18 protein-coding genes are annotated in these 20148 nt (G+C 66.4%); 8 read left to right on the top strand and 10 right to left on the bottom strand.

Translation table 11 applies throughout. The features are described 5' to 3' along the window. Window positions 1–157 precede the first annotated feature (157 nt). The 8 genes from FB478_RS15250 to FB478_RS15215 form a co-directional block, all read right to left on the bottom strand. Window positions 158–1507, bottom strand: a complete 1350-nt coding sequence (locus FB478_RS15250) for a mannitol dehydrogenase family protein (protein WP_261377428.1) — start codon at window positions 1505–1507, stop codon at window positions 158–160. A 77-nt stretch (window positions 1508–1584) separates the two neighbouring features. Then, a complete protein-coding gene (gene uxaC / locus FB478_RS15245) occupies window positions 1585–2988 on the bottom strand; it encodes a glucuronate isomerase (RefSeq protein WP_144601038.1) in 1404 nt (467 codons plus the stop codon). Window positions 2989–2991: 3 nt separating this feature from the next. Then, complete coding sequence (locus tag FB478_RS15240) at window positions 2992–3897, bottom strand: sugar phosphate isomerase/epimerase (protein WP_144601037.1); 906 nt, start codon at window positions 3895–3897, stop codon at window positions 2992–2994. A 3-nt stretch (window positions 3898–3900) separates the two neighbouring features. Then, window positions 3901–5064, bottom strand: a complete 1164-nt coding sequence (locus FB478_RS15235) for a Gfo/Idh/MocA family protein (protein ID WP_144601036.1) — start codon at window positions 5062–5064, stop codon at window positions 3901–3903. Further along, on the bottom strand, window positions 5061–5909 hold the full coding sequence (locus tag FB478_RS15230) for a sugar phosphate isomerase/epimerase (RefSeq protein ID WP_056391232.1): 849 nt from the start codon (window positions 5907–5909) through the stop codon (window positions 5061–5063). Before FB478_RS15230 ends, FB478_RS15235 begins: the two co-directional genes overlap by 4 nt. A gap of 2 nt (window positions 5910–5911) precedes the next feature. Further along, on the bottom strand, window positions 5912–6835 hold the full coding sequence (locus FB478_RS15225; RefSeq protein ID WP_018772179.1) for a carbohydrate ABC transporter permease: 924 nt from the start codon (window positions 6833–6835) through the stop codon (window positions 5912–5914). Continuing rightward, a complete protein-coding gene (locus tag FB478_RS15220) occupies window positions 6832–7842 on the bottom strand; it encodes a carbohydrate ABC transporter permease (RefSeq protein ID WP_144601035.1) in 1011 nt (336 codons plus the stop codon). The genes FB478_RS15225 and FB478_RS15220 overlap by 4 nt, the downstream gene beginning before the upstream one ends. A gap of 6 nt (window positions 7843–7848) precedes the next feature. Further along, on the bottom strand, window positions 7849–9210 hold the full coding sequence (locus FB478_RS15215; protein ID WP_186447811.1) for an ABC transporter substrate-binding protein: 1362 nt from the start codon (window positions 9208–9210) through the stop codon (window positions 7849–7851). A 217-nt stretch (window positions 9211–9427) separates the two neighbouring features. Here FB478_RS15215 and FB478_RS15210 point away from each other — a divergent pair, with 217 nt between their 5' ends. After that, window positions 9428–10480, top strand: a complete 1053-nt coding sequence (locus tag FB478_RS15210) for a LacI family DNA-binding transcriptional regulator (protein ID WP_144601034.1) — start codon at window positions 9428–9430, stop codon at window positions 10478–10480. 166 nt (window positions 10481–10646) lie between these two features. Here FB478_RS15210 and FB478_RS15205 read toward each other — a convergent pair whose 3' ends face one another. Together FB478_RS15205 and FB478_RS15200 are read right to left on the bottom strand one after the other, a co-directional pair. Next, window positions 10647–11906 carry an FAD-dependent oxidoreductase gene (locus tag FB478_RS15205; protein WP_144601033.1) on the bottom strand — a complete coding sequence of 420 codons (1260 nt, stop codon included), beginning with the start codon at window positions 11904–11906 and terminating at the stop codon, window positions 10647–10649. Then, window positions 11899–13185: an aromatic acid/H+ symport family MFS transporter gene (locus FB478_RS15200; protein WP_222430067.1), complete on the bottom strand. Its 1287-nt coding sequence runs from the start codon at window positions 13183–13185 to the stop codon at window positions 11899–11901. The genes FB478_RS15205 and FB478_RS15200 overlap by 8 nt, the downstream gene beginning before the upstream one ends. A gap of 48 nt (window positions 13186–13233) precedes the next feature. On the opposite strand from FB478_RS15200, the gene FB478_RS15195 reads away from it, so the two are divergent. The 7 genes from FB478_RS15195 to FB478_RS15165 form a co-directional block, all read left to right on the top strand. Beyond that, a complete protein-coding gene (locus FB478_RS15195; RefSeq protein WP_018772173.1) occupies window positions 13234–14040 on the top strand; it encodes an IclR family transcriptional regulator in 807 nt (268 codons plus the stop codon). 109 nt (window positions 14041–14149) lie between these two features. Further along, entirely contained in the window at window positions 14150–15280 is a 1131-nt protein-coding gene (locus FB478_RS15190) for a cupin domain-containing protein (protein ID WP_144601032.1), read from the top strand. Beyond that, entirely contained in the window at window positions 15280–16122 is an 843-nt protein-coding gene (locus tag FB478_RS15185) for a fumarylacetoacetate hydrolase family protein (RefSeq protein WP_018772171.1), read from the top strand. The genes FB478_RS15190 and FB478_RS15185 overlap by 1 nt, the downstream gene beginning before the upstream one ends. Then, on the top strand, window positions 16122–16874 hold the full coding sequence (locus FB478_RS15180; RefSeq protein ID WP_144601031.1) for a maleylpyruvate isomerase family mycothiol-dependent enzyme: 753 nt from the start codon (window positions 16122–16124) through the stop codon (window positions 16872–16874). Before FB478_RS15185 ends, FB478_RS15180 begins: the two co-directional genes overlap by 1 nt. A 235-nt stretch (window positions 16875–17109) precedes the next feature. Then, window positions 17110–18708 carry a CdaR family transcriptional regulator gene (locus tag FB478_RS15175; protein ID WP_018772169.1) on the top strand — a complete coding sequence of 533 codons (1599 nt, stop codon included), beginning with the start codon at window positions 17110–17112 and terminating at the stop codon, window positions 18706–18708. Beyond that, a complete protein-coding gene (locus FB478_RS15170; RefSeq protein ID WP_018772168.1) occupies window positions 18705–19661 on the top strand; it encodes a glutaminase in 957 nt (318 codons plus the stop codon). Before FB478_RS15175 ends, FB478_RS15170 begins: the two co-directional genes overlap by 4 nt. A gap of 47 nt (window positions 19662–19708) precedes the next feature. After that, a partial coding sequence (locus tag FB478_RS15165; protein ID WP_144601030.1) for an amino acid permease occupies window positions 19709–20148 on the top strand: 440 nt, incomplete at its 3' end.

Here is a 20148-nt window from a genome sequence, read left to right as displayed (position 1 = left end):
AGAAGTGCGGGCCGCGTGGGCGCGCCGGGTGTTGCTCCGGCAGTAATACTAACGAAACGGCAAACCCAGTGGCAACCGGTTGCCAAAAATTGCCATAATTTCGTTTCACACAAAATCTGCCCGGCACGCGCACGTGCCGGGCAGATTTGACTCATGATTATTCGGAAGCGGAACGCCCGGCAGCGGTGCCGCACAGGCTTTCCACCAGTCCCACCACACCGGCATCCCCTGCCAAGGCAGGATCGACAACTGCCAGCAGCGCCTTGGTTCGCTCAGTGCCTGGCAGCCGGTTGGCGGCTGTCACGGCCTGCTCCAGAGGGTCCTGGAACGGGGAGGCGGTGGCACTGTAGTCCATCCACACGGCAATCATCAGCGCCGCCGCGGCACCGGACCGTCCGGCGGCGCGTTCAGCCTGCAGCACCGGGACAGCGCGCATCCGAAGTTTGGTACTGCCGTCCATGGCGATCTGGGCCAGGTTATGGGCGATCCTCGCGTTGCTGAAACGGGCCAGGAGAGCCTGCCGGTACTCGGGTATCCGCAGGTCGGCGGGGCCGGCAAGGTTCGTTTCTGCTTCGTCCCAGAAAGCCTCCACTGCCCGCCTGCACCAGGGGTCGGCCAATGCCTCCGCGACGGTCGCATGGCCCCGCAACTGGCCCGCATAAGCCAGCAGTGAGTGTGCGCCGTTCAGCAGCCACAGTTTCCGGTTCTCGTAGGGTTCGATGTCCTGGACGAACAGGGCACCTGCGTCCTCCCATCGCGGGCGGCCCGCGGGGAAGTCCCCGCTGAGCACCCAGCTTGAAAAGGGTTCAGCCACCACCGGGGAATTGTCCACGTAACCGCAGGCTTCCCGGACGGCGGCGAGGTCCCCTTCCGTGGTCCTGGGCGTGATCCGGTCCACGGATGTGCTCACGAAGCTGACATTGCCCGTGACCCACGCGGCGAATTCGGAATCCCAGGCCCCGGCAAACCCCGCCACTGCCTGCCGTGCCACCGTGCCGTTGTTGGACAGGTTGTCGCAGCAGACAATCGCGATCGGCCCGGAACCGGCATCCCGGCGGGCGGCGAGCGCAAGCACCAGCCGTCCCAACGGCGTGGTGGGCCGTCCGCTGCCGGAACCCAGCAGCGCAAGGTCGGCGGCGACGTCGGGCGCCTTGGTGTCCAGCTTGCCGTCCGCACCCAACCCGTAGGCGGCCTCGGTGATGGTCAGCGTAACCAGGGCGGTCTCCGGTGCAGCCACGAGGGCGGCAAGCCGCTCGATGTCCGCACCGTCCAGGGCCTCCACGATGCTGCCCATGACAGTAAAGGAGTCGCCCTCGTCTGCGCGTTCCACCAGCGTGTAGAGACCATCCTGTTCAGCCAGGGCAAGGGCCGCATCCGGCCGGCGGCCAGTGAAGGCGGCGATCCCCCAACCGGCGGAATCTGATGCCTGTTGGGTGTACCAGGCCTGGTGCGAACGGTGGAAGGCGCCCAGCCCCAGGTGGACAATGCGGACCGGCGCCTTGGGCACCTGACGGAGCGTCCGGTTCAGCCGCGGAAGCTCCGCAGTGGGCGGCGTGGCCGACGGAGGGGACGTAAAGGGGGCACTCACAGCTTGAACACCCGGCGGGGCGAGGCGTCCACGATGTCCACGATCAGTTCGTGCGCCCGCTCTTCGGTGACCCGGTGCTCGGCCACGAGCCGCGCCAGGAAGGAGGCTTCGATCCGCCGGGCCGTGTCATGGCGGGCCGGGATGGAGCAAAAGGCCCGGGTGTCATCGATGAAGCCGGAGGACCGGGAGAAGCCCGCCGTCTCCGTCACGGCAGACCGGAAACGGAGCATGGCGTCCGGCGCATCCAGGAACCACCACGGCGCTCCCAGGTACACCGACGGGTAGAACCCGGCCAACGGGGCAAGTTCCCGGGAGAACACCGTCTCGTCGAGCGTGAAGAGGACCAGGTGGAAGTCCTTGGCGGTCCCGAAATCCTGCAGCAGGGGCCGGATGGCCTCGGTGTAGTTGACCGCCACAGGAATATCGTGGCCGGTATCCGCCCCGAACGCCTCGAACGTGGGGGCATGGTGGTTGCGGAAGGATCCGGGGTGGACGGTCATCACCAGGCCGTCCTCCACGGACATCCGCGCCATCTGGTAGATCATGTGCGCTTCGAAGGCTTCCCTGTCAGCTGCATCCGCCTGGCCGTTGCGCCCGCGCTCAAAAAGCCGCTCCGCCTCGGCGTCGTCCAGCTTCAGGGTGGCAGGAGTGAAAACGCCGTGGTCGGCCGAGACGGCGCCCCGCTCCACGAAATGCCTGCGCCGGGACTCAAGCGCCTTGATGTACCCGGCGTAACCCGAAGCGCCATCCCCCGCCGAAGCGATCAGGCGGTCCACGTTGTCCCGCCAGGCCGGGTGCGCCATGTTCAGGTACTGGTCGGGGCGGAAGGTGGGCAGGACGCGCCCGGCAAAGGATGGGTCCGCGTGCAGCGCGGCGTGGCTGTCCAGTGAGTCCAGGGGATCATCCGTGGTGGCCAGCACCTCGATGTTGAATTCCTTGAACAGCTCGCGCGGCCGGAAGCCCGGCTCAGAGAGCTTGGCCTGCAGGGCGTCGTAAAGCCGGTCCGCGTTCTCCCGGGACGGTTCCTCCGCCAGGCCGAACACGTGGGCGAACTCCTGCCGGATCCAGTAACCGGATGCCGTTCCCTCAAAGGTGGGCCAGGCGGCACAGAAGTGGCGCCAGACCTCCCGTGACGCGGCGGGTTGGCTGCCCAGCCCCAGCTGGTCCATGGGCACCCCGCCGGCGTGGATCAGCCGGGTGACGTAGTGGTCCGGGGTGACCAGCAGGGCAGCCGGGTCCGGGAAAGGGGTGTTCTGCTCGATGACCGCAGCGTCCACGTGCCCGTGCGGGGAGATGATGGGCAGCCCTTCCACAGTTGTGAACAGTGACCGTGCGATGCTCCGGACACCCGGATCAGCCGGCAGCAGCCGGTCGGGGTGTTCCGCAATCGGCGTTCCCACGGGTCATCGCCTCCCTGCGGGGACGGAAAGTCCCGCCAGCGCGGCCGCGGAGCGGAGGTAGTCAAGGTTATCTGCCGTCCGTTCAGCCAGCGGGAGTTCGGTGGAGAAGTCCTCCACCGTCACCCAGCCGTCATAGCCATGGGCCGCTAGTGCCTTGAAGTACTCCAGCACGCTGCCCTGGCCGGAACGCAGCGGGGCCCACTCGTTCCGGAAGATGGCGGCACCGGAGTCGTCGGTGTTGCCGCTGTTGACCCAGACGGCGTTTTTGACGTGCACGTGGGCCAGGTAGTCGCCCAGGAGCTGGAACGCAGGGAGGTAGTCCTCCTGGCCTTCGATCAGCAGGTTGCCGAGGTCATGGATGACTCCCACGTGGCGCGGATCAAGTCCGTCCAGCAGCCGCAGCGCGGACGAGGCCGAAGCGGTGATGGTGCGGTGGTGCAGTTCCACGAGTGCCTTCACGCCGTGGTGGGCAGCCCGTTCGGCGATCCACTCGAAGTCACGGCGGGCACCGGCAAACAGCTCAGGGTACGGGGTACCGCTGGCCGGTTCGTTCCCCCAGACGGCCGTTCCCAACGGAGGGGTGGTCACCCGGACCTGCCCGGCGCCGAGCCTGGCAGTGGCGGCCAGCATCCGGTCAACGTCCGCATGGTTGTCGCACCGTGCATATCCCCCGATGCCGGAGAATTCCAGGCCCGCGCCGGATGTGAGGGCGGCAATCCGGTCCAGGTGGTCCTCCATGCCGGTGAGCGGGACGGTGGCCTTGTTGCCGGCCCAGAAGCCCGGCTCGGCAGCGTCGGCCTGGTCGGTGATCCGCCACTCAATGCCATCCCAGCCCTGCCGGGCCAGGTGCTGCACTGCTTCGTCGGGGGTCCATTCGGGGGTTGATGCGGTAAATACTGAAAACTTCATGGCTCAGGCGCTTTCTGCCGAAGTGCCGCCGGTGCGGACTTCGAGGTCGTTGTACTTGCCGGCCAGGACATCGTCGAAGAGGACGGGCTGGCCAAGCGTGGCCGAAACGTAGACGGAACGCACCGCGGCGAGTGCGTTGACGGCGTCGCTGACGGTGACGCCGGCCTGCCGCCCACCGGCGATGGCGCCCAGGATGTCCCGGTACTGCCGGACGTGGCCGGCCGGATACACGGTGGGGTCCGCGGCCTTGTAGTCCTCCTCGGGGTATTTGGCCAGTTCCTCTTCCGCCTGGTTGCCCCCGCCCTGAAGGCCCATGTCCGCGGACTCGCCGCCCGCGTCCTTGCTGTGGAAGTACTGCAGCCGGTCGTTGTCCACCACCGCCGAGCCCTCGGACCCCATGAGCTGGACGCGCACGGTCAGCCCCGGGTAGGCAGCGGTGGTGGCGTGCAGGACGGCCAGGCCGCCGTTTTCGAAGGTGATGGTGGCAACGGCGGTGTCTTCCACCTCGATGCGTTCGTGCGCAAGCCTGGCGGTGTGCGCATGGATCTCAACGGGGCGTCCCATGAACCACAGCAGCAGGTCCACCGTGTGGACACCCTGGTTCATCAGCGCACCGCCGCCGTCCATGGCCCAGGTGCCACGCCAGTCGCCGGAGTCGTAGTACCCCTGGCTGCGCCACCAAGCCACGGAAGCGATGGCGGACGTCAGCCGCCCGAAACGTCCCTTGGCCACAGCGTCGGCAACAGCGACGCTTGACTGGTCAAACCGGTGCTGGCTGATCACCGAGGCAACAATCCCCTTAGCGGCCGCTTCCTTGGCTGCGGCTTCGATTTCCTGGGCCCGGGTGAGGTCAACGTCGAGTGGCTTTTCGATCACCACGTGCTTACCGGCGGCCAGGACTTCCAGGCCCTGCTGGATGTGGAGGCCGCTGGGGGTGGCCAGGGCCACAAGATCGATGTCCTCAGCCGCAAAGGCCTCCGCCTGTGTGCTGTACAGCGCCGGCCTCTGGCCGCCGCGCTGTTCGATAAAGTCCGCCAGGGCCTCGGCGGCGGCCGGGATGGCATCCACCAGTGCCACGATCCGTGCTTCCGGAAACGCCTCGAGGGCTACGGCGTGGGTGCGCCCGATGACGCCGCATCCGGTGATGGCTACGTTAAGGGTGCTCATGCGGTCTGGACTCCTGCTTCTGCGGTGACTTTTGCAAAGGCGCGTGCTGCGATGCCGAACGCGGTGGGGCCGGAGAAACCGCCCAGTCCGTGGGCACCGGCGAGGTGCGGCTCCAGGGAGGCGAAGCCCTGGTACCCGTCTGCCTTCAGGGCCTCCACGGTGCGGAGCACATCCCCGTCGCCTTCACCTGCCGGCACCACGTGGCCGTTTTCGAACAGTGCGTCCTTGACCTGCAGGTACTCAAGGTGCGGACGCAGTTTGGCGTATCCCTCATCGAAGGGCTTGACCCCCACCTGGACGAAGTTCGCGGCATCCCATGCCACCTTCAGCGCGGGCGAGTTGACCGTTTCGATGATGTCCAGGACGCGGTCTGGTACGTCGCCGAAAATGTCTTTCTCGTTCTCGTGCAGCAGGATCACGCCCGCTTCCTCAGCCACATCGGCGAGCGCCCGCATGCGTTCGATGACGGCATCGCGGATGGACTCCACCTGCACGGACTCGCCGTAGTAGAAGGAGAAGATGCGGATGTACCTGGCGTCCAGGACCTTGGCGGCGTTGACCGCCCGGCGCAGCCGTTCCACTTCGTGCTCCACCGGCAGGCTGACGTCCACCTTGCCAATGGGGGAAGCGACGGCGGAGACCTTCATGCCCTTCTCCGCCAGCAGGGATGCCAGGGACTGGAGCTGTTCATCGCTCAGGTCCACGATGTTGGTGCCCCAGGCGCTGCGGACTTCAATGTGGTTGGCGCCGAGGGCCTGCAGCACTGCTATCTGGACCGCTGGGTCGTCGTCGATCTCGTCGCCGAAGCCTGACAGCTGCCACGTGACCTGGGTGGTCGAAACCATGGTTATTTAACTCCTCCGGCGGTGAGCCCGCCTACTAGGTAACGCTGGAAAATCAGGTAAAGAATGACCACAGGAGCGGCGCAAACCAATGCCGCCGCCATCATCTGGCCGTAGAACGGAATGGCGCCGCCTTCCTGCGAAGCACCAAAGATTTGGAGTGCGACGGCGGCCGTCTGGCTTTCCGGGCGGGTCATCACCGAGGCGAACAACACGTCATTCCAGCCCAGCAGGAAGGCGAAGATGCCCGAAACCACGATGCCGGGCCAGCTCAGCGGAAGGATGATCCGGAACAGGACGCCAAGGTGGGACGCGCCGTCGATCCGTGCTGCTTCTTCAAGTTCCTTGGGAAGCCCGCGAAGGTAGGTGACCATCACCCAGGTGGAGAACGGCATGGCGAAGGTGAGGTAGGTCACGAACAGGCCCCACTGGGTTCCGATCACCTGTATGCCGAGGTAGGTTGCCGCCGAGGAAAACAGGACGAAGACCGGCAGCACCATGAGGGTTCCGGGCACCGACTGCAGTGCCAGCAGCCCGCGGAGGATGGTCAGCCTGCCGCGGAAGCTGTAGCGGACCAGGACGAACGCAGTGGAGATGGACATCGCTGCGGAGACCACCGCGGTTGCTCCCGCCACCAGGACGCTGTTGGTGAGGCCGGTGGCCAGGCCAACGCTGGTCCAAATCTTCGAGTAGTTATCGAATGTGACTGAGGACGGCCAGAACTCGCCATTGGCCACCCCGATGTCCGAGTTCACCGAAGCCAGGAAGATGTACAGCACAGGGATCAGGACAAGTGCGCCGAGGAATACCAGGATGATGACCAGCAGGGGGCCCGGAAGGAGCCGGAGCACCTCATGCTGGCGGTGCGAGCCCGGACGGTCAACGTCAACGGTTGACGCACTCCGCCGGGTGGCTGTCGTGGTGCTCATTTCTTCGCTCCTGGTGTTTCGGCGTCGTCAAGCTTGACGGCACGGAGGTAGACGAACAGCGGAATGGCGATCAGCACCAGGGAAATGAAGGCCATTGCGGCGCTGAGTCCAAAGCGGAAGCTCTGGAAGCTGGTGACGTAGGTCAGGATGGGGAGGACTTCGACGTCGGCCGGCGCAGGGACGCCGAACAGCACGAACGGGAGGGTGAAGTTGTTGATGTGGTGCAGCATCCCGATCAGGAAGGCCAGAGCCAGCGGGCCCTTCAAGTACGGGAACACTACGTACCGGAGCTTGTTCCACCACAGCGCACCGTCGAGTGCCGACGCTTCGTGCACCTCATGGTCCACCGACTGCAGGCCGGACAGGGCCAGCAGGTAGATGAACGGCCACGATGCCCAGATCTGGACCAGTACCAGCGTCCAAAAGGTCTGCGGGCCGTTAAGCCACAGCCCCACGTGGATCCCCACGGTGGCCAAGGCCTCGTCCACGATCCCGCCGGGCTGGAGCATGGTGCGCCAGACGGTGGCCACCACGAAGGATGGGAGGACGTACGGGATGAGGAAGACCGAGCGGATCACTGCCCGGCCCTTGAACGCGTTCTGCGTGGCCACCGCGGCGGCGATGCCCAGCGGCAGCGTCACCACCATGGCCAGCAGCGAGTAGCTGACACTGAGCCAGACGGCGTGCAGCAAGGGCGATGCCGTCACCGCTTCAACGAAGTTTTCGGCTCCGATGAGCGGCGCACTGATCCATTTCCGCAGGGTGTACTGGTCCAGGTTGAGGACGGACATGTAGATGCCCAGCAGCAGCGGGACCACGATGATGATGATCATCAGGACCCCACCCGGGATCAGCATCCAGAGCGGCCGGTTGCGTTCGCTCATTCCCTTGCGGCGTCGGCCGCCCCGGTGGCCGGGCTGTTGCCCGGCGTCGTGTGAATCGCGGGGCGCCCGGCCCGCGGCGGAATCCACCGCAGGCCGGACTTCATGAGAGGCGTCGGTTGACATCAGAACCTATCCTTTGGAGGCCCGGTCCAGGGAAGCCTGGCCCTTGTTCTGGGCGTCCTTGATCCTTTGTTCGAGTGCTGACTCGTCCACCTTGCCCGCGGCCAGGTCCGGGATCGACTGCACGGTGACGTTGAGGAGGCCGAGCTGGATATCGCCCCAGGCGCCAGTGAACGGTGTGGCCTTGGACGTGGCGGCGGCGTCAGCCACCGGCTTGAGCTTGGGGTCTGTCAGAGCGGCCAGGGCTTCGGCGTTTGCAGGCAGGTCGCCGAAGGTCTTCTGGTAGTTCAACTGCTCGTCCTTGGAAGTGATCAGTTTGATGTAGGCGAAGGCAAGGTCCTTCTGCTTGGAGTAATCAGCCACCACCAGGTTGTCGCCCGAGAGGATGCTGGCGGCCTCGCCATCGGACTTGGACTGCGTCTCGCCCGGTGCGACCGTGGGCATCAGGGCGTACTCGTACTTCCCGGCAACTGCGGACTTGTCCAGGGTGGGGATGGAGCTGGAGGTGGTCATCATCAGGTAGCCGGCCTTGCCGCTGGCGAAGGCCGCCACGGCGTTGCTGTTGCTCCAGCCGACGGAAGCAGGGTCAACGACCTTGTCCTGGGTCAACCAGCCGAAGTACGTCTGGTAGGCCTTCTTGACGGTGGGGTCGTCCATCTTGAGCTTGTTACCGTCGACCAACGGGTTTCCGGCCTGGACGGCCATGGCCCAGATGAACTTCCAGGGGTCATAGTTGTCCTTGTAGCCCGTGGCGATGCCATAGGTATCAGCCTTGGTCATCTTCTTGGCCTGGGCTGCGAGCTCGTCCCAGCTGGTTGCGGGCTTGTCAATGCCGGCCGCGGCGAGCAGGTCCTTGTTGTACGCCATCACGAACGGGCGGCTGACGAAGGGGATGCCGGCCTGGTGGTCCTTGTCCGGGCCGGAAATACCGAGGGCAGCCTGGTTGAAGCGGTCCTTGCCGCCAACCTTCTTCCAGTCGTCATCCGAGAGGGTGACGAAGGCCTTGGTGGCATAGGCCGTGGGGGTGAAGGTGGTGCCGAGTCCGTAGACATCCGGCCCCTGGCCGGAGACCACGGAAGTCTGGATGCGGGTGAGCTCGTCGTTGGCCGAGGCGAAGGTTTCAAACTTCACGTCGGCCCCGGTTTCAGCCTTGAACTTGGCGGCAATATCGCTCTGCCACTGTTTCTGCTGCTCGGGGTATTGGCTGAGAACGCCAGTCAGGACGTTCAGCGTCTTGCCCGTCCCGTCCACTTTGCCGTCCGCATTCGTGGACCCTCCCCCACCGGTCCCGGAACCCGAACCGCAACCGGTCAGGGCCAGTGCTGCAGCCGTAACAATCGCCGCAAGCCCAGTAGTCGATTTAAACCTCATTGTTTTTCTCCTCTAGGACACCCACATGGCCACATCCGTCCTGTGGCGGAAATCACTGCAGGCGACTCGAATGCCAGTCTAGGAAGCATGCAACAACTCCGGCAAGCGGTTGCCAAAAGTTGCCAAAAATGGTGGGATTAAGGCACAGAGTCAGGGGCCTCGCCGGCGTTAATTGTCGACGGCGGTTCGTCCAGCCAGCGAGGAAAGGTCCAGCGTCATGGCTGATCTACCCGTCGAAGGCACCACGCGTGGTGCGCTAGACCTTAACGCCAGTGCAAACCGGCCGCCCACCATCCGCGACGTGGCGGAACTGGCCGGAGTGGCCACCTCCACGGTGTCACGTGCCCTGTCGCGGCCGGACCGGGTCAATGCGAGGACCCGGCAGCGGATCGAAGAGGCAGCCGCGGAGCTGAACTACGTGCCGAGCTCCCAGGCGCGGGGACTCAGTTCGGGGCGCACCAACGCCGTGGCGGTGCTGGTGCCCGATATCACCAACCCGTTCTATTTCGACATCATCCGGGGCACGCAGCACCAGCTCAAGGCAGCCGGTTACACACAGCTGCTGGTGGACACTGAAGAATCCAACGAGGTGGAACTCGATGCATTGCACAAGATGCGCAAATCCGCCGACGGTTTCATTCTCGCTGCCTCCCGCCTGACGGACGCCCAGCTGGCGGAGGTCTCGCGGACGCAGCCCCTGGTCACCTTCAACCGCGCCTCCACCAGCGCTCCCACGGTCATGATCGATACGCCGTCGGCCATCATCCAGGCCCTGGAACACCTGGCCTCCCTGGGCCACCACAAGGTCTGCTACGTCGCCGGACCACCCACGTCGTGGTCAAACCAGATGCGGTGGAAGGTCTTCGAGGAGGACGCGAAACGGCGCGGTATGGAGGTCCACCGGATCGGGCCCTACACCCCGAAGACGACGTCGGGGGCTGCCGCGGCAGACGCGGCGGTCAGGACGGGTGCCACTGCCTGCATCGTCTTCAACGACCTGTTGGCCATCGGCATGCTCCAGCGCCTCCAGGCCCGCGGCATCCGCGTCCCGGAGGACATGAGCATCATCGGGTCCGACGACATCTTCGGCGCGGACTTCTGCAACCCGCCCCTGACCACCATTTCAAGTCCCATCGAACAGGCCGGCCGGGTGGCGGTGTCCATGCTGCTGGCCCAGCTCAACCCGCTGGCGGGAAGAGCCGCCCGGCAGCTGGCGGTCATGCCCACCCACTTGACCATCCGGGAGTCCACAGGCCCTGCACGACTATAGGAAGGCGAGGCTCATTTTCCCCCCGGACGTCCGCGGCGGGCGATGGCGTCAACGACTTCCTGCCTGGAAAGGCCCCGCTGGCGCGGGTCCAGGTGGGGGCCGCTCCGGCGGGCGTACGACGGCGGGAGCCACCCGCCGTCGTACGCCCGCCCTGGAAAATCAGTGCTTAGGCTTCCACCAGCCTGGACCCCGCCGGAACCCCGGCCGGAACCTCCGCGGGAACGCCCGGCTCACCGCGCCCGTACAGCCAGTCGTTGTACTGGAAGTTGTTGTCGCCGCGGCTCTTGAACAGCATGTTCCGCAGGATGCGTGCCACGCCGCCCACGTGCCAGGACTCGCCCCAGATCCGGGCGGTGCGCTGCACTCGGGCCGTCCGCGCGGCGCGGGCTTCGTTGAACCCGCGGAAGGCAGCTTCCCAGGCGCCGGCGTCGATGCCCTCGGGCGTGAAGACCTTTTCGCGGGCCACGTCCTGCAGGACTGCCGCGTCCTCCAGCGCCTGGCAGGCACCCTGGGCCAGGTACTGCAGCATCGGGTGGGCGGCGTCGCCGATGAGTGCCATGCGGCCGGAAACCCAGTTCTCGATGGGGTCGCGGTCGTACATGGGCCAGCGGATGCCGGTGGCCAGGTTCTTCAGGGCTTCCTGCACGGCGGGGACGCAGTCCTTATAGGCTGCCTCGAGCTCGTCCACGCCGCCGTACTGCTCTTCGCCGCGCTCGAAGGACGGGGACTTGAACACCGCCACGGTGTTGAGCAGCTGGCCCTTGCGCAGCGGGTACTGGACCAGGTGGCAGTCCGGTCCCAGGTAGACGATGACGTCCTCCAGGTCCGCGGCCGGGGTCTCCTCGGTGATGGGCACGGTTCCGCGGTACGCCACGTAGGCCGAATTCACCGGACCGTCATTGGCAACGGTGCCGCGCAAGGTGGACTTGAGCCCGTCCGCAGCCAGGATGGCGTCGGCTTCAAAGACCTCGCCCTTGGCGGCGTAAGCGCGGGCCCGGTCGCCGTCGGTTTCCACCTTCTGCACCAGGACGTCGTTCACCAGGGTGACGCCGGCTTCCTGGCAGGCTTCGAGCAGGATCCGGTGCAGGTCGCTGCGGTGGATGACGACGTAGGGGGCGCCGTAGCGCTCCTCGAACTCACCGCCCAGGGTCTGGCGGGTCAGCTCCTCGCCGGTGATGGCGTCGCGGAACACCAGGTGCTTGGGCTGGACGCCAATTTCCAGCGCCTTCTCCAGCAGGCCCCAGCGCTTCAGGACGCGGGATGCGTTGGGGGCCATCTGCAGGCCCGCACCCACTTCACCGAAGGCCGGTGCCACTTCAACCAGGGTGACGTCGGCGCCGTTTTCGCGAAGCGCCAGCGCTCCGGCAAGCCCGGCCATGCCGCCGCCCACCACGAGGACGTCGGTGGACGCTTTGACGTTAGACATTGGAAACTCCTACTGCTGTTGATTTCTTGATTTTGATGCCGACTGCTGCGAGCAGGACTGCTGCTGCGGCGGCTGCTCCGGCAAACGCCAGGAAGTTTGAGTTGACGCCCAGGCCCGCTGCGAGCAGGAGCCCGCCGGCCTGCGGTGCGGCCACTGCCCCGATGCGGCCCACGCCGAGTGCCCAGCCAAGGGCAGTACCGCGGAGGTGTGCCGGATAGTGGCTGGCCACGGCCGCTATAATCAGGCACTGGGTGCCGTGCGTTCCCACGCCGGCAAGCACCAGCATGAAATAGACGACGGCGACGGGCGGCCCGGACACCAGGACCACCAGGGCGACGGCGGCCACCGCCGCTGCCGCAATCGCCGTGGGAATGGGCCCGAACCTTGTGCCGGCCCAGGCGGTCAGTACCGAGCCAGCCACGGCGCCCAGGTTGAGCGCCAGCGCGAACGTCAGGGCGGAGCCAAGGTTGTACCCGGCCAGCTGCATCAGGTTGGGCAGCCAGGTGCCCAGCCCGTACCAGGCGAACAGGGTCACCAGGGTGCCGATGGCAAACAGCAGGCTGGTGCCGAGGTAAGGCGCCCGGAGCAGGGAGCCGAATCCCACGGACTCCTTCGCGGTGCTGCCGCCGGTTGTCTTGGGTGCCAGTGTTTCCGGCAGGTAGCGGAACCCCAGCGGGATCACTACCACCAGGGCGACGACGGCCACGAGGAACATGATGGGCCAGCCGAAGGCCGGAATCAGCGGAATGCCCACCAGCGCGGCGAGGGAGCCGCCGATGGGAACGCCGGACATCATCAGGGTGGCGATGGTTGACCGCCATTTTTCCGGCACGAGTTCGGCCACCAAAGCGTTCGCTGAGGGCACCAGGCCCCCCAGTCCGATGCCGGCCAGCAGGCGGAGGCCGCCGAAGACCGGCGCATTGGGGGCAAAGGCGCAAAGGATGGTGAACGCGGAAAACACGATGGCGCAGCCGATGATGGTGCGCCGCCGGCCCCAGGTATCGGACATACGGCCGGCGAAGACCGCTCCGATCATCATGCCGACAAAGGCCATGGACCCGATGGTCCCGGCCGTGGCCTTGGTCAGGCCCCAGCCGGTGTCGCTGATGAGTGAGCCCTGGACGGTGCCGTAGACGATCAGGTCGTAGCCGTCGAAAACGACCAGCAGCCAGCACACCAGGACGGCAAGTACGGAACGCCGGGGGAACCCGGAAAGGCCTGCGCCCGAGGTGGGGGCGGCCATGCGCTGCGGCGCTGCAGCGGAAGTTGTGTGATTCATCCCACCACTGTGCTGGCAGTCATACCAGCGCGCCCATATTATTCTGTCATGCAGAATCTTCCTGCCCGGCGGAAGCCCACCTACTCCATCGAAGCGGTGGATAACGCCCTGCAGCTCCTCCAGCTCCTGCGGGACGTCGGCAGCCTGCGGCTCAAGGACGCTGCGGCGGAGCTCGGCGTTGCGCCGTCCACGGCACACCGGCTCCTGGCCATGCTGGTGTACCGGGGCTTCGCGGTCCAGGATGAAACGCGCCGGTATGTGCCGGGCCCCGCGATGGGCGCCGGCCCGGCGGGCTTGAGCTGGACACGCCAGCTGCGGGACATCTCCCGGCCACACATGGAACTGCTGTGCGCGCGCACCAACGAGACCGTCAACCTCATGATCCGGGTGGGCACAAAAGTCCGCTTTTTGGACACGGTGGAAAGCACCAACATCCTGCGCGTCGGGGACCGGCAGGGGACCCTACTCCCCGCGCATAAAGCTTCGGGCGGGAAGGCCATCCTGGCGGAGCTCGATCCCGCCGTGCTGGAGCAGCTGTTCCGCAGCCCCAACGCGGAACTGGGCGGCGACTACATCCCGGACGCCGACTACCCCGCGTTCCTGCGCGAGCTTGAGTCCGTCCGCGCCAACGGATTTGCCGCCAACTTCGAGGGTACCGAGGAGGGCATCAGCGCCTTTGGGATGGCCCTGCACAACGGCAAGGGCATGGTGGTGGGCGCCCTGAGCGTGGCCACTCCCGTGGCACGGTTCCGGCCCCTGTTCGACGCCGGGCTGGTGGGCGTCATGATGGAGACCCGGCGCCAGCTGGAAATAGACATCGCGGCCAATCCGGCGGACGGGGCAGCCGGAAGCTGACCGGCAGGGCCGAAGGAATTCTGCATGCCAGAATATGCTGGGGATCACAGCAGATCTTCCCTAGGGTCGAATCCACGTCGCAATCAGTCCGCACGCAAGGAGAAGGCCAGTGTCGATCAGCGCTGAAAACCAAACGCACGAATCCGTGGCGCAGGAACACCACGTTCCCGAGCCCACCCCGGAGGAGGCTGCGCAGCTTGAGCAGCTGTACCGGGATTTCGATAAGGAAAACCTGATTCCGTTGTGGACGGAGATCGCGGACCTAATGCCCATGGTCCCGTCCCCGAAAGCAGTGCCGCACGTCTGGCGCTGGAATGACCTGTACCCCCTGGCCGCCCGCGCCGGGGACCTGGTGCCGGTGGGCCGCGGCGGGGAACGGCGCGCCATTGCGCTGGCCAACCCGGGCCTGGCCGGCACGCCTTACGCCACCCCGACGTTGTGGGCGGCCATCCAGTACCTGGGCGGCCGTGAAACGGCCCCGGAGCACCGCCACTCGCAGAATGCGTTCCGGTTCGTCGTCGAGGGCGAGGGCGTGTGGACCGTGGTGAACGGGGACCCTGTCCGGATGTCCCGCGGCGACTTCCTGCTCACCCCGGGCTGGAACTTCCACGGCCACCACAACGACACCGACGAGCCCATGGCGTGGATCGACGGCCTGGACATCCCGTTCGTGCACTACGCGGACGCCGGGTTCTTCGAGTTCGGCACCGAACGCGTCACCGACGAAGCCACCCCGGACATCTCCCGCTCCGAGCGGCTCTGGGCCCACCCCGGACTCCGCCCGCTCTCCGGCCTCGATGACACCACCAACTCCCCCATCGCGGCGTACCGGTGGAAGTACACCGACGCCGCCCTGCGCGAACAGCTGCTCCTCGAGGACGAGGGCCACCCGGCCACCGTGTCACAGGGCCACGCCGCCGTTCGGTACACCAACCCGACCACGGGCGGGGACGTCATGCCCACCATCCGCGCCGAGTTCCACCGGCTCCGCGCCGGCGCCTGGACGGAGACGGTCCGCGAGGTGGGCTCCAGCGTCTGGCAGGTCTTCGAAGGCACAGGCACCGTGACCCTGAACGGCGAAACCAGGGCCCTGGCCAAGGGCGACCTCTTCGTGGTGCCGTCCTGGGCCGCCTGGTCACTGCAGGCCGAATCCGAGTTTGATTTGTTCCGGTTCAGCGACGCCCCCATCTTTGAGCGCCTGAATTTCAACCGCACCTACATCGAAGGACGCACCAAGTAATGAAACTCCTCACCCTCCGCCTCCCCGCCGGCACCGGCAGCGGCAAGAGCACGACGGCGGTCCGCCAGGACGGCGAGACCCTCACCGAAATCCCGGGCTTTTCCGATGTCGGGGCACTCCTGCAGGACCCCAACTGGGAAACCATCGCCAAGGATGCCAACGGCGCAACGCACGCGTTCGACGGCGCCGACCTCGCCGCCGTCGTGCCTTCCCCGGGCAAGATCATCTGCGTGGGCCACAACTACCGCAACCACATCAAGGAGATGGGCCGCGAGGTTCCCGAGTACCCCACCCTGTTCGCCAAGTACGCCGAGTCGCTGATCGGGCCCAACGATGACCTCGCGCTGCCGCAGGAATCGGACACCGTGGACTGGGAAGCCGAGCTCGCCGTCGTCATCGGCAAGGCCGGCCGGCGCATCCCGGAGGCAGAGGCTGCCGGGCACATCGCAGGGTACTCCGTGCTGAACGACATCAGCATGCGCGACTACCAGTTCCGCACCATCCAGTGGCTGCAGGGCAAGACCTGGGAGAAGTCCACCCCGTTCGGCCCGGCCCTGGTCACCAAGGACGAATTCACCCCCGGGCCGCTGATGACCTCGGCAGTGGACGGCGACGTCCAGCAGTCCACCCCCACCAGCGACCTGGTCTTCACCCCGGAATACCTGGTCTCCTACATCTCCACCATCATCACCCTGAACCCGGGCGACGTGATCGCCACCGGCACCCCCGGCGGCGTGGGCCACGCCCAGGACCCCAAGCGCTACCTGCAGGAGGGCCAAGTCCTGGTCACCACCATCGAGGGCCTGGGCCAGCTGACCAACCGCGTGGTCAAGGAAGCCTGATGGTTGCCCGGCACGACCAGGCCAGCGACCCCGTGCTGCTCGAGGGGCTGCTGCAGGCCCGGCGCGGCACCGCGTTCTTCGCCCGCAAGCTCAACGAGCTCCCCGACGCGGAACTGGACGGGGGCTCGCTGCTGCCGGGCTGGACCCGCCGCCACGTTGTAGCCCACGTGGGCTACAACGCCAGGGCCATCGCCCGCCTGGTCGAGTGGGCGGCCACCGGGGTGGAAACACAGATGTACCCGTCCGTTGAGGTCCGCAAACACGAGATCGACTTCGGCGCCACCCTCAGCCCCATCGCCCTGCGGAACCTGTTCGACCACTCCGCCGTGCACCTGAACGTCGAATGGCGCGACCTGCCCGCCGACAACTGGCACCACAAGGTCAAAACCGTCCAAGGCAGGACCGTCCCCGCAGAAGAAACCGTCTGGATGCGCACCCGCGAAGTCTGGGTCCACGCCGTGGACCTGGACAACGGGGCCACCTTCAAGGACATCCCCGCACCCGTCCTGGAACGCCTGCTCAAGGACATCACCGGCGCCTGGCATGCGCGCGGCACCGACGCCGGGCTCCTCATCACAGTGGACGGCACCGGCTTGTCGTTTGGGGATACCGCCGCCCCGTCGCCCACCGTGGTGTCCGGTTCACTGGCCGCCATCGCCCAGTGGGCCGCGGGCCGCGGCACGGACGGAACCACGGCGAAGCGCGACGGCGAAGCAGCTACCCCGGCGCCGCCGGCACCGGCCTGGATCTGACAGGCCGCCGTGGCACCCGCCACAGCACCGCACCAGAGGCGGGCCAGCACCGGCTGGCCCGCCTTTCGGCGTTCCTGCCCGCATGTCCCGTCACGTGCGGTGCATCACCTCAGGCTGGAGCCTAAAAAGGATCCCCTGGACTTGGAGCAGGTTCCATAAAATCAGCCCAGGACGCTGGATAGCATGAGGTGACCGGACAGAGCCGTCCGGTGGGATCGACGCAAAAGGACAACCCATGGCCGCGGTTACGGTGGATGACATCCTCTCGGATCTTCCCCTCGGCTTCGCCAGCCTCATCCTTCGCCCGGCCCCCTCGGCGCCGGACATCGAACGGTTCCTGATCGTCGACGCCGACGATGAAGCAGCCCAGGCCGGCAAAGCCTTTGTCCTGCTCATCGGGGTCCGTGGCCGTTCGGCGCTGCCTGCCCTCCGGCGCCTCCTGAAGGACCCGCCCCCGGTGGTCGCCGTCAAGGGCCAGCGCGAAGACCTGGCGGAAGCGGAAGAACTCCTCCGCGCAGCCGGATCGGGACTGCTGCTGGTGGATCCGGCAGCAGACTGGGACCGCCTGCTCTCCATTGCCAAGGACCGGATCCAGCCGCGCAGCTACCAGAGCGAAGTGCTGACCCTGCTCGAGGAAGACCTGTTCGCGATCGCCCAGACCACAGCGCGGCTCACGTCCAGCCACGTGCTCATCGAGGATGCGGCCAACAAGGTCCTGGCCTACTCCACCGTCACCAATGACATCGACGAACTCCGCAAGGCTTCCATCCTGGCCCGGCGCGGCCCCCGCAAATACGAACTGCTGCTCAAGGATCTTGGCGCCTACCGCGAACTGCACCGCACCCGGCAGCCGGTCCGGGTACCCGCACGGCCCCAGGACGGGCTGCGGGAACGGGTGGCCATCGCGCTCTTTGCCGGCGAACGGATCATGGGCTACATCTGGCTCCAGGAGACCGGAGCCGGCTTCGGCCCGGACGTTGAGTATGTCCTCACGGGATCCGCGGCACGCGTCTCGGCCGAACTGATCCGGTACCGCAACCAGCAGTCCGTCCATATGCGGGAGGACCGGATTGTTCGGATCCTGTCAGGTCCCGCGGAGGCCGCCGCCAGCGCGCACAGCGGAAAAATCCCTTCGGAACGTCCCGCCGCCCTCATCCTCATCGGCATGTCCGACGCCGACTCGCGCGCCGACGACGCCGCACTCAAGCACGGGGAACTTGCCAATCTCGCCTCCATCCACGCGGCCGCGTACAAGCCCACCGCCGTCGTGGGCCAGTTCAAGGGTGACACCGCCATCATCGTGCCTGACCTACAGTCCAGCACCGCGGAATCGGGGCTGCGGTCCCTTGCCGAGGCAATCGTCCGGGATGCCCGCAAGCACCTCGGCATCAGTCCATTCGCGGCCGTGGGCCCCTTGGTGCCGGACCTGTTGTCCCTCCATACGGTGACCGGGGTGACGGAGGCGCTGCTGGCCTGCGTGGGCACGGCAGAACCCGGCACGGTTGCCGCGGTGGGCGATTTCGAAGCGGAAATCCTCTACCGCGAGGCGGTGCGGAACTTCCACACCTCACCCTTCCGCCACCGCGGCCTGGCAGCGCTCCTCCAGGAGGACGCCGAACTCGCCGACACCCTCCGCACGTATTTCGATGCGTCCTTCGACGTCGCCGAATGCGCCAGGCGGATGAACCTGCACAAGAACACTGTCTACTACCGGGTGGCCAAAGCCACCCGGGTGACCGGCCTCGACTTCGGCAGCCCCAGGGATTCCCTGGTGGCGCTGCTCCACCTCCAGGAGTGGGCCTCCACTTCCTACGACACTTCAGGCAGGAAATGACCACAACACTCGGCGCACCACCCCTGGACATCCTCCTCGAGGACATCGTCCGGCGTCACCGTCCGCGGAAGGAAACGGGTGCAGTACCCCGCAACATCCCCTTCCTGGCCAAGGTTCCCTTCGACCGGTTTGGCATTGCCGTCGCCACCACGTCCGGTGACGTTTTTTGCTCCGGTGACGCCGATGTCCCCTTCTCCATCCAAAGCATCTCCAAGGTCTTCACCCTGGCCATGGCGCTGCAGGGCGGCCGGTCCGCCCGGCTGTGGTCTCGGGTGCTGCGCGAACCGTCCGGAACAGCCTTCAACTCCCTGGTCCAGCTCGAGGCCGAACATGGCATCCCGCGCAACCCCTTCATCAATGCCGGGGCGCTGGTGGTCACCGACCACCTGATGCAGGAGACGCCCGACGCCGCCGCGCACCTCCTGCGGTTCCTGACCGGACAAGCGGGTCACCAGGGACAGGCGGACAGCCGGGGACAGGGGCCGTTCATTGACGAGGCAGCTGCCGCCGGTGAACTGGCCGGCAGCAGCCGCAACCTTGCCCTGGCGCATTTCCTGAAGGACTTCGGGAACCTCACGCAGCCTGCGGAATCAGTGGTGGAGAACTACGTCCGCCAGTGTTCGATCATGATGACCTGCGCGGAGTTGGCCAAGGCCGGCCTGTTCCTTGCCAATGACGGACAGGGAGCCGCCGGCACCGTGTTGTCCCGGAGCGAGGCCAAGCGGATCGGCTCCATCATGCTGACGTGCGGCATGTATGACGCCGCCGGCGAATTCGCCTACCGCGTGGGCCTGCCCGGAAAGAGCGGGGTGGGCGGCGGAATACTGGTCATCGTGCCGGGCCAGTGCGCCATCTGCGTCTGGAGCCCGCGCCTGGATGCCAAGGGCAATTCCCTCGCCGGCACGGCAGCCCTTGCCGACCTCTCCGACCGCACCGGCTGGTCAGTTTTCTAGTTTTTCCCATCCAAGACAGATCTTCCCCGGATCGAAAGGAAATACCCATGCCCAACAACCCCAATGACGAGGTTGGCTTCGACCACATAATTGATGGTGGTCACGCGCATGCGTCCGAGACCTCCCTGCACGCGGAGGACAAGGGTTACCACAAGAACCTCAAGCCCCGGCAGATCCAGATGATCGCGATCGGCGGCGCGATCGGCACCGGCCTGTTCCTGGGCGCCGGCGGCCGGCTCAACGCCGCGGGCCCGTCCCTGGTCATCGCCTACGCGGTCTGCGGGTTCTTCGCGTTCCTGATCCTGCGCGCCCTGGGCGAACTGGTCCTGCACCGGCCCTCCTCGGGCTCGTTCGTCTCCTACGCCCGCGAATTCTTCGGCGAAAAAGCCGCATTCGTCTCCGGCTGGTTCTACTGGATCAACTGGGCCACCACCACCATCGTGGACATCACCGCCGCCGCCCTCTACATGCACTTCTTCGGCAACTA

The organism is Arthrobacter sp. AG367 (assembly GCF_007828995.1).
GTDB lineage: Bacteria > Actinomycetota > Actinomycetes > Actinomycetales > Micrococcaceae > Arthrobacter.
The sequence above is the reverse complement of the archived record's forward strand: the minus strand, read 5'-3'. Positions and strand labels throughout refer to the sequence as shown.